This window comes from Stenotrophomonas sp. YJH_SMC_48-3 (assembly GCF_059369375.1).
Window position 1 is genome coordinate 166,553 of record NZ_JCAFSQ010000011.1, and the last position, 9,867, is coordinate 176,419.

6 protein-coding genes are annotated in these 9,867 nt (G+C 68.7%); 4 read left to right on the top strand and 2 right to left on the bottom strand.

What is annotated here, in order from left to right:
• Positions 1-42: 42 nt before the first annotated feature.
• Positions 43-579 (bottom strand): hypothetical protein, encoded by a 537-nt coding sequence (locus tag AC5P65_RS17215; protein ID WP_021203721.1) that lies wholly within the window; start codon positions 577-579, stop codon positions 43-45.
• A gap of 130 nt (positions 580-709) precedes the next feature.
• On the opposite strand from AC5P65_RS17215, the gene AC5P65_RS17220 reads away from it, so the two are divergent.
• A complete protein-coding gene (locus tag AC5P65_RS17220; protein ID WP_019660106.1) occupies positions 710-2,866 on the top strand; it encodes a RelA/SpoT family protein in 2,157 nt (718 codons plus the stop codon).
• 30 nt (positions 2,867-2,896) lie between these two features.
• The gene (locus AC5P65_RS17225) at positions 2,897-4,462 is read left to right on the top strand and encodes a hypothetical protein (protein WP_021203722.1); all 1,566 of its coding nucleotides are present in this window, start codon (positions 2,897-2,899) and stop codon (positions 4,460-4,462) included.
• On the opposite strand, the gene AC5P65_RS17230 is transcribed toward AC5P65_RS17225, so the two are convergent.
• Complete coding sequence (locus AC5P65_RS17230) at positions 4,459-6,558, bottom strand: glycosyltransferase (RefSeq protein ID WP_021203723.1); 2,100 nt, start codon at positions 6,556-6,558, stop codon at positions 4,459-4,461. The genes AC5P65_RS17225 and AC5P65_RS17230 overlap by 4 nt on opposite strands.
• A 96-nt stretch (positions 6,559-6,654) precedes the next feature.
• Between AC5P65_RS17230 and mrcB the strand changes: the two genes are divergently transcribed.
• Positions 6,655-9,096, top strand: coding sequence for a penicillin-binding protein 1B (mrcB, locus tag AC5P65_RS17235; protein WP_021203724.1), 2,442 nt, complete (start codon positions 6,655-6,657; stop codon positions 9,094-9,096).
• Entirely contained in the window at positions 9,093-9,629 is a 537-nt protein-coding gene (locus AC5P65_RS17240; protein WP_495215774.1) for a hypothetical protein, read from the top strand. The genes mrcB and AC5P65_RS17240 overlap by 4 nt, the downstream gene beginning before the upstream one ends.
• Positions 9,630-9,867: the final 238 nt, after the last annotated feature.

Below are 9,867 nucleotides of genomic sequence, written 5' to 3' on the forward strand. Positions count from 1 at the left end.
ATCGCAGCCGAGCGTGGGCTCGGCTCTACACGATGGGCGTCGTTACTTGGTACGACGCACCTTCGGCTGGGTGTTCACACCGTCAACCTTCAGGTACCAGACGCCCATCACACCGGGCTTGATGCTGACGGCGGGCGACTGCCTGCGCACGCCTGCCAGGGTGGTTGCATCGATCTGCTCCCATTCCTGGCCGTTGTCCAGCACGTAGACGCGGCCCTTGCCGAACCCGCGGAACTCACCCTGCAGCACGCCGACGATCGGCTCACTGCTGCCGAAATCGAAGAAGCCGCGATTCTTCACGATCACTTCCTGGCGGCCTTCCTCGCGCGCCGATTCCCGTACCGCTGCAACTGCCTGGGTCGTGGCCGCCTCGACCTTGCCCTGCAGCCAGCGGTTGAGCGTGGCCAGTTCCTGCGCACTGAGCTTTTCCAGGCCAGCAGCCTTGAATTCGGCCGGTGACATCTGCTGCTGCAGGTCACCCTCTACCACGCGCTGGGCCAGCGCAGGCGCCGACAGGGACAGCAACAGTGCGGCACAAGCCAGCAGCCGTAGGCGGAAACGCGGGACGATCGGGGACATGACGGGACTCTCCTGGGTTTGCCCGCGAGTGTAGCGGCATGTCTTCATGCCGGGGGATGGTGGCCACGGTCATTGTCCCTGAACGGCGCCGGCGCTAGTGTAGAGGCCTCTGTCTTGCCTGCTTGATGCTGTGAACCGCGCTTCCGTCCCCGGCCTGGATGCCTTGTTGAACCGTCCCTCGGCAGCGGTGCTGCCTGCTCCGCTGCGCCAGGCCCTGCGCGAGCATTGGGAAGCGCCGGATTGCGACCACCAGATGCGTACCACCTGGTCGGTGCTGGGCGATACCCTCGATGCGCTGGCGATGCTCTCGGCCGACGAAGGCGCGGTGGTGGCCGCATTGCTGTTTGACCTGCCGGGCCTGCGTACCAGCCTGGACCAGCTGCCGCTGGGCAACCACAAGGCGGCGGTGATCGGCCTGCTCGACGGCCAGGATGCGGCCGACCCGGTGTGGGCACTGCACGCCGGCCGTGAGGCCGGACGCAACAGCGAGGGCCTGCGCCGGCTGCTGCTGGCGATCATCCGCGACCTGCGCGTGGTGCCGATCCTGCTGGCGCGCCAGCTCGCGAGGATGCGCGCGGCCGACAAGCTGGACGACGAGCAGCGCCGCGCGCTGGCCCAGCTGACCCGCGACATCCACGCGCCCCTGGCCAACCGCCTGGGCATCTGGCAGCTGAAGTGGGAGCTGGAGGACCTGGCGTTCCGCCACCTGGAGCCGGAGACCTACCGGCGCATTGCGCGGGAAGTCGACGAAACCCGCATCGCCCGCGAGCGCTACGTCGAGAATGTCAAGAAGGTGCTGTCGCGCGAGCTGGTTGCACAGGGCATCAAGGCCGAGGTCAGTGGCCGCCCGAAGCACATCTACAGCATCTGGCGGAAGATGCAGAAGAAGCGGCTGGCGTTCGACCAGCTGTACGACATCCGTGCGGTGCGGGTAATGGTCGACGATGTCGCCGCCTGCTATGCCGCGCTGGGCGTGGTGCATGCACTGTGGGCACCGGTGCCGAGCGAGTTCGACGATTACATCGCCCGGCCCAAGGCCAACGACTATCGCTCGCTGCATACCGCCGTGGTTGGTCCGGAAGGGCGCACCATTGAAGTGCAGATCCGTACCCACGAGATGCATTCGCAGGCCGAGCTGGGCGTGGCCGCGCACTGGAAGTACAAGGAAGGCGGCAAGGGCGCGGAGAAGTCCTTCGACCGCAAGATCACCTGGATGCGCCAGCTGCTGGAGCAGGCCCAGGACGGGCAGGGCAACGAACTGGCCGGGGCGCTCGATGCCGAACTGACCGAGGACCGGGTCTATGCGCTGAGCCCGAAGGACGAGGTGCTGGACCTGCCGCAGGGCGCCACGCCGCTCGATTTCGCCTATCAGGTGCACACCATGGTTGGCCACCGCTGCCGTGGCGCGAAGGTCAATGGCCGCATCGTACCGCTGACTTACCGTCTGCGCAGTGGCGACCGGGTCGAGATACTGACCGGCAAGGAGGCCGACCCGCGCCGCGACTGGCTGATGCCGGCCAACGGCTTCCTGGCCAGCAACCGTTCGCGCGAGAAGGTGCGCAGCTGGTTCCACAAGCTGGACCGCGCGCGCAACGTGCAGGCCGGGCGCGAACTGCTCGAGCGCGAGCTGAAGCGCCTGGGGCTGCAGCACTCGGACCTGGCCATCGCGGCGAAGAAGTTCCATGCCGACAGCGTTGACGACCTCTACATCCAGGTGGCGCTGGGCGATACCGGGCCGAACCAGGTCAGCCGTGCCCTGCTGGAAGCCGAACGTGCAGCAAGCCAACCGGCGCCCGCGCCGAGCCTGCCGCGGCCGACCGCGCGCCGCGAGAACCTGGGCAAGTCCAAGTTCACCGTACAGGGCGTGGGCAACCTGCTGGTGCAACTGGCGCGCTGCTGCCAGCCGGTGGCCGGCGAACCCATCGTCGGCTACCTGACCCGTAGCCGCGGTGTTACCGTGCATCGTGCAGACTGCGCTGCGCTGGCCCGTCTGGCGGCCACCAGCCCGCAGCGCATCCTGCCGGTGGAGTGGGGCCAGGCCGGGGGCGGCTACGAGGTGGACGTCGTGGTCGATGCGGTCGATCGCCGCTGGCTGCTGAAGGACATCACCAACCTGATCGCCCAGGAAGACGCCTACGTGCTGGACATCCACAGTGACAACGTGCGCAACAGTGGCCGTGCCCACCTGCGCCTGCGGCTGAAGGTGAGTGACTACGGCCAGCTGTCGACCCTGCTGGGCAAGCTGGACGCGCTGCCCGGCGTGAGCGAGGCGCGTCGCCTCGGCTGAGCTTCACGCTGCCCCGGCTACCCTGCACGCATGGAACGCGAGCCCCCGCATCGCCCGCATGGCGCTGAACTTCCTGCGCTGGACCGCGTCCGCCGCGAAGGCCGTTGGTGGTGGCTGCAGGCACGCCACGCGCGCCGGGTGTGGCGCTGGGCGCTGGTCGCGGCGCTGGCGGTGTTTGTGCTGCTGGTGCTGCTGCGCAAGCCGCTGGCCGACTGGTTCTGGGATGAGCCTCGGATCGAGCAGCTGCTGGCCGAAGGTGATGGCGCACTGGCGGCCGGGCGGCTGAGTGCCGCCGATGGCAGTGGTGCGCGCGAGCGCTACCAGGCCGTGCTGGCGCTGGATGGAGATCGTCCGCAGGCCCGCGAAGGCCTGGCCCGTACCGGCGCGGCGGCCCTGCAGCAGGCCCGCGAAAAGATGCAGGCCAACGATCTCGACGGCAGCGCGCAGGCGCTGGCACTGGCCCGGGAACTGCAGGTACCACAGGGCGAGGCGGACGCCGTGGCGCGCCAGCTGCGGGCCCGGCGCAGCGCAGGTGCCGGCATCGGTGCACTGCTGGCGCAGGCACGCAACGCCTTCGCTGCGGGCCGGCTGGATGAAGGTGACAGCAGCGCGCTGCCCCTGTTCCAGCGCATCCTGTCGCTGCAGCCGGACAATCTGCCGGCGCTGGAAGGTCGCGAAGATGCACTGAGCGATCTGCTGCAGCAGGCGCGCGCGCTGGCGGGACGCGGCGAGCTGGCCGAGGCCGCCGCACTACTGCAGCGTGCGCGCCAGTTCGATGCCGGCCATGCTGATCTGCCCGCCAGCCAGGAAGCATTGGCGCAGGCCGTCGAGCGGCGCCTGCGCCAGGCCCAGCGCGCCCTGCAGCGCGGGCAGCTGGAGTCCGCAGCAAAGGGATTTCTCGCCGTTCTGGCAGTGGCGGCCGATGATGCCAGCGCCCAGCGCGGCCGTGAACAGACGTTGCAGGCGGTGCTGGCACGCAGCCAGACGCAGGCCGACGACTTCCGGTTCGAGGCGGCGCGGGCCGATGCCGCGCTGGCGGAGGAGCTGGGCGCTTCGCCGGCCGCGCAACAGCAGCTCGCGCAACGCCTGCAGCGCGCACAACAGGCGCAGAAGGCGCTGCAGCAGCCGGCGGGCAGCAACACGCAGCGCGAGCGCCAACTGCGCGACCACCTGCGCAGCATCGAGCGCGCCGAACGTTCCGGGCAATGGATCAGTCCCCCCGGCCACAGTGCATTCGACGCATTGCGCGAAGCGCAGTCACTGGCGCCGCGCGATGCACGGGTGAAGGCTGCTGCGGCGCGGCTGCTGCCCGCCAGTCGCGGCTGCTTCGACGACAACCTCCGGCAGAACCGCGTACAGGCGGCAGGGGCCTGCCTGCAGGCGTGGCAGACCCTGTCGCCGACTGCGGCCGGGCTCCCCTCGGCACGCCTGCGCCTGGCCCAGCGCTGGCTGGCCATCGGCAGCGAGCGACTCGGCAGCGGCGACCTGGCTTTCGCAGCGCATGCCGCCGAACAAGCCCGCTTGCTGCAACCGGACCTGGCCGAGCTGCCGGCGTTCGAAGAGCGCCTGCGCCGTGCCGGCGGTCTCCCTGATTAGGTGAAAAACACCCGCTGCACGGTTGCGCGCGCAGCGTCGAGGGAGAAGTGCTCTGCGATGTTGGCCAGGCCGGCTTCGGACAGTTGCCGCCACAGCTGCGGATCCTGGTACAGGCGGACCACCGCATCGGCGAAGCCGGCCGCATCATCGGCCACCAGCACGTCCTCGCCCGGGCGCAGGTGCATCCCTTCCACCGCGCAGGGGGTACCTACCACCGGCTGGCCATGGGCCATGCTCAGGTTGATCTTGCCTTTCACGCCGGCACCGAAACGTAGTGGCGCGATGGAAATGCGTGCGCCATCCATGTAGGGAGTGATGTCCTCGACGAAGCCGTGCATCTGCACGCCGGGCTGGCGCGCGGCCAGGGCCAGCAGGGATTCCGGCGCGGCAGCGCCGATGCAGTGCAGGCGCACATCGGGCAGGCGGGCGCGGATGCCGGCGAAGACTTCGCCGATGAACCATTCCATCGCGTCCAGGTTCGGCGGGTGGCGGAAGCCGCCGACGAACACCAGGTCATGACGCTGCTCGAACGGTTTGCCGGCACCGGCGATGTCATGGAGGTTGGAGATCAGCTCCACCCGCACCGTTGGCGCGTCGGCCTGCAGCTGCTCGCGCTCGGCGGAACTGACCAGCACGGTGACGTCGCACTGCTCCATCACCGCCAGTTCGCTGGCGCGGGTACGCTCGGCAGCGCGCAGCAGTCCCGCATCGCCGGCCACTTCGGCACCACGACGTTCGCGCAGGTAGTGCAGGTCCACCGTGTCGAACACGGTGCGCGCCTGCGGCGCATAGCGCTTCAGCAGCGGCAGGCACTCGTGGGCAACATGGTGGCGGACCAGCAGCGCTACGTGGAAGCGTCCACCATGCGTGCGCAGCCAGCTGGCGACGCCATCGAGGAACGGTGCATACCAGACTTCCACACCCATCCGCTGCAGCGCGTCGGTGGCGGCGCCGCCGTGTTCGCGACGGGTGGGAACGAACACCACATGGGCCCCGCCCTGCAGCAGGAGGCGGATCAGGTTCACCTGGCGCAGCGACGCGGAATCGCGATCCGGCTGCGGCACAGCCTCGTCCAGGATCAGCACCTGGCGCCGGCCACGCAGCAGCAGCGCCGGTGACGGCACTTCGCCCACCGCCGGGCGGCGGGCCAGCTCGGTGGCCCAGCGGTCGGCGAAGATGGCCTGGTTGCGCACCTGGTAGGCCTTCACGCCGCTGCCGGTGTCGGTGCCGTTGCTGGTGCCTTCGTCATGGACCACCCGGCTGGCCGGCTGAACCAGGACGCGCAGGCCCTGCGCACGCACGCGGAAGGCCAGGTCGGTGTCCTCGTAGTAGGCCGGCTTGTAGCGGGTATCGAAGCCGCCCAGCTGTCGCCAGAGGTCGCGCGGCAGCATCAGCGCTGCGCCGGAGCAGTAGTCGACGTCGCGCAGGCTGGCAAAACGCGGGTCGTCCGCTGCCTCGAAACGGCCGTAACTCCACCCACTGCCATCAGCGAAAATCACCCCGCCCGATTCCTGCAGCCGGCCGTCCGGGTAGAGCAGCTGGCTACCGACCAGGCCGGCGCCGGGCGTGCTGGAGAACGTGTCCAGCAGCGCGTCGAGCCAGCCCGGCTGCGGCACCGTATCGTTGTTGAGCAGCACCACGTAGCGACCGCGTGCGCGCGATACGCCATCGTTGCAGGCCTCGATGAAGCCGCCGTTGTACTCGCGCACTTCATAGCGCAGTCCGGCAACCTGCGGCATCCACTGCACGGTGGCGTCGGTGCTGCCGTCATCCACTACCAGGATCTCGCACGTGGCCTGCGGTGGATGCGCCGCCAAGGCGCGCAGGCAGGCCAGGGTGTGATCGACGTGGTTGTAGACGGGGATGACAATGCTCGCTTCCGGTGTTTCGCTGAACGGCACCGTGAAGGGAGCGAACTCCTGTGCCGGCGGCAGGAACAGCGGCGTGCGTGGCGCGGGCACGGCGCGCTGGGCATGCACGCGGATGCGCTGCCAGGTCGCCCGCCAGCCACGGGTACGCAGGCTGGCCAGGCTCCGGCGGGCCAGGCCCGACAGGCGGTTGATCAGGTATCGGATCTCGGCCAGGGACATCGCCATCCGGTTGCAACTCCAGCTTAAGCAGGGGAACCCGGGAGAATTCGCCAGCCGCAGCGGCTGGGGTAGACTCGCCAGACTCTACATTCTCGCATTCCCGTGCCCCGACGCTACGATTCCGACGACATCGACGATTTCGACGACGACGACCAGCAGGACAACGGCCCGCTGTGGCGGCGCCGGCTGATCACCTGGAGCATGGCTGCGGTCGCGTTGGGATTGGGTTTCCTCATTCCCTATACGCTGTACCTGAACCAGCAGGTGACCCAACGTTTCGGCGAGCTGCGCTGGCAGATCCCGACGCGGGTGTATGCGCGGCCGCTGGTGCTCACTCCCGGCAAGGCGATGGATGCGTCCACGCTGAAGACCGAGCTGGCCGCCTCCGCCTACCGGGATGATGGCCAGGGCAAGGAGCCGGCCACCTATGCGGTGAATGGCGGGCGCTTTGTCATCTCCAGCCGCGGCTACAACGACGTCGATGGCCGGGTTGCCCCGCGTCGGCTCGAGTTGTCGCTGGCCGATGGTGCGGTCGCCTCGCTGCGCGATGCCGACAGCCGCAAGGCCCTGAAGGCGGCGCGGCTGGATCCGGCGCGTATCGCCACCCTGTACGGCCAGAAGCAGGAAGAACGCCGCCTGATCCGCATGGACGAGGCGCCGGACCTGCTGGTGACCGGCCTGCAGGCAGTGGAGGACAAGGACTTCAACCGCCACCACGGCATCGACCTGTCCGGTATCGCGCGCGCGGTGTGGGTGACCATCCGCTCCGGTGGCCAGAGCCGTCAGGGCGCTTCCACGCTGACCCAGCAGCTGGCCCGCAGCGGCCTGCTCGGCATCGGCAAGGAACAGACGCTCACCCGCAAATTCAACGAAGTGCTCTACGCCCTGATCATGGAAGCGCGCTATGACAAGCGCACCATCTTCGAGGCCTATCTCAACCAGGTGTACCTGGGCCAGCGCGGCAGCCAGGCGATCCATGGCATGTCGTCCGGTGCCGAGTTCTGGTTCGGCCGTGACCTGCAGTCGCTGGAGACCGAGCAGATCGCGCTGCTGATCGGCCTGGTCAAGGGCCCGTCCTTCTACGACCCGCGGCGCAATCCGGAACGTGCGTTGGACCGTCGCAACTTCGTGCTGGGCAAACTGCACGAAGCCACGCTGATCGACGACGCCGAGTACCAGCGCGCACTGAAGGCCCCCTTGGGCGTGCCGAAGACGCCGGGACTGGTGGCGGCCAACCGCTTCCCCGCCTATGTTGACCTGGTCCGTCGCCAGCTCGGCCATGACTACCCGGAATCTGCCCTGCAGGGCGCTGGCCTGAGCGTCATGACCGGCATGTCGCCGTCCGCGCAGGCCTATGCCGAAGGCGCGGTGACCCGCACCATCAAGTCGCTGGAAAGCAAGCGCCGGCCCGAACTGCAGGCCGGCATGGTGCTGACCGACGTGCACAACGGTGACGTGCTGGCGGTGATCGGCAGCCGTGAAGTGTCCGAGGTCGGCTTCAACCGCGCGATCGAGGCGCAGCGTCCGGTCGGTTCGCTGCTCAAGCCATTCGTGTACCTGCTCGCGCTGGCGCAGCCGGACCGTTACTCGCTGGCCAGCTGGGTCGACGATTCACCGGTGACGGTGCAGCTCGGCCGCGGCCGCAACTGGAGCCCGGGCAATGCGGACAACCGCAGCCACGGCACGGTGCGCCTGATCGACGCGCTGGCACACTCCTACAACCAGGCCACGGTGCGCGTGGGCATGCAGGTCGGTCCCGAGCGCGTGACCCAGCTGATCCATGTGCTGGCGGGCATCAAGGCCGAGGCCAATCCGGCGGTGATCCTTGGCTCGACCGACCAGAGCCCGTACGCGATGGCACAGCTGTACCAGTTCCTCGCCTCGGGCGGTGAGATCCAGCCGCTGCACGCGGTGCGTGGCGTGCTCGATCCGCAGGGCAAGCTGCTCAAGCGCTACGACAAGACCCCGGCGCCGGCACAGGAAGGCGATTCAATTGCCGCCAACCTGATCAGCGTCGGCCTGCAGCAGGTGGTCTCCAGTGGTACCGCGCAGCGGCTCAATGCCGATGGCCTCGGCCGCCTGCAGCCGGCCGGCAAGACCGGCACCACCAACGATGGCCGTGACAGCTGGTATGCCGGCTACACCGGCGATCATCTGGCGGTGATCTGGATCGGCAACGACCAGAACCAGCAGGCCGGCCTGTATGGCGCTACCGGCGCGATGCGGGTCTGGTCGGGCATCTTCCAGCGCCTGCCGAGTGCGCCATTGCGGGTCAGCAACAAAGGCCTGGACTGGCAGTCGGTCGCGGCCACGGGTCTGAACACAACCGATGAAGGCTGCCCGGGCGCACGCCGCTTCCCGTTCGTGGTGGGCTATGCACCGGCGTATGCGCCGTGCGCGCCGGCAGTGCCGCCGGGCGAGCCGGGCGAAGCTGAAGGGGAGGGCGGTGGCTGGCGTAGCTGGTTCGGCCTGGACCGCAAGCCGGAAGCGCCCGCCGAACCTGCCGCAGCGCCCGCCGCCGCTACTCCTCCCCCGAGCCGATGAAGCCGATGAACATGCGATCCCTGCTGCAGCCCCTGGCCCTGACCGGCCTCAGCCTGGCCCTGGCCGCCTGTGTGACCAGCGCGCCGCCGGTGGTCAAGCCAGTCGATACCACTACGCCGGCACAGCGCCTGGCGGCAGTCGATGCGGCCGCAGGTCCCGACGACAAGGAGCTGTCGGTGCAGCCGCTGCGTGATTCGCAGGTGGAAGACCTGCGGGTGACCGCGCAGGCGCAGCGGCAGGCGAACGACCTGGCCGGTGCCGCCAGCAGCTTGGACCATGCGCTGGAAATCGTGGCCAGCGACCCGGCGGTGCTGCAGGAGCGTGCCGAACTGGCACTGCTGCAGGGGCAGTGGGAACAGGCGCAGACGTTCGCGCGCAAGGCGGTGGATCTGGGCTCGAAGACGGGGCCGCTGTGCCGCCGGCACTGGGCGACGATCGAACAGTCACGCCTGGCGCGTGGCGAGAAGGAGAATGCGGTGTCGGCGCATGCGCAGATTGAAGGTTGCACGGTGCCGGGGATCAAGCGGTACTGAGGTATTCCACTCCACCGGGCGCTGCCCCCTCTGCGGCGCGCGCACTGATGGATGCGGGTGATGGGCCGGTTGGGTGGGGCGTGCAGGACACGCCGTAAACCCATCCATGAAGTGACCCCCGGGAGTTGGACGCCAGATCCAACCCCGAGGAATACATGCACAGATACGACGCTCGTTTCAAACTGCAGGTCGCCAAAGAGGCCTGCAAGACCTCCACATCAGTCAAAGCCGTTGCTCG

Bases quoted from the DNA above. Each gene is read 5' to 3' on its own strand.
- AC5P65_RS17215 (WP_021203721.1), bottom strand. From the start codon at position 579: ATGTCCCCGATCGTCCCGCGTTTCCGCCTACGGCTGCTGGCTTGTGCC.
- AC5P65_RS17225 (WP_021203722.1), top strand. From the start codon at position 2,897: ATGGAACGCGAGCCCCCGCATCGCCCGCATGGCGCTGAACTTCCTGCG.
- AC5P65_RS17230 (WP_021203723.1), bottom strand. From the start codon at position 6,558: ATGGCGATGTCCCTGGCCGAGATCCGATACCTGATCAACCGCCTGTCG.
- AC5P65_RS17240 (WP_495215774.1), top strand. From the start codon at position 9,093: ATGAAGCCGATGAACATGCGATCCCTGCTGCAGCCCCTGGCCCTGACC.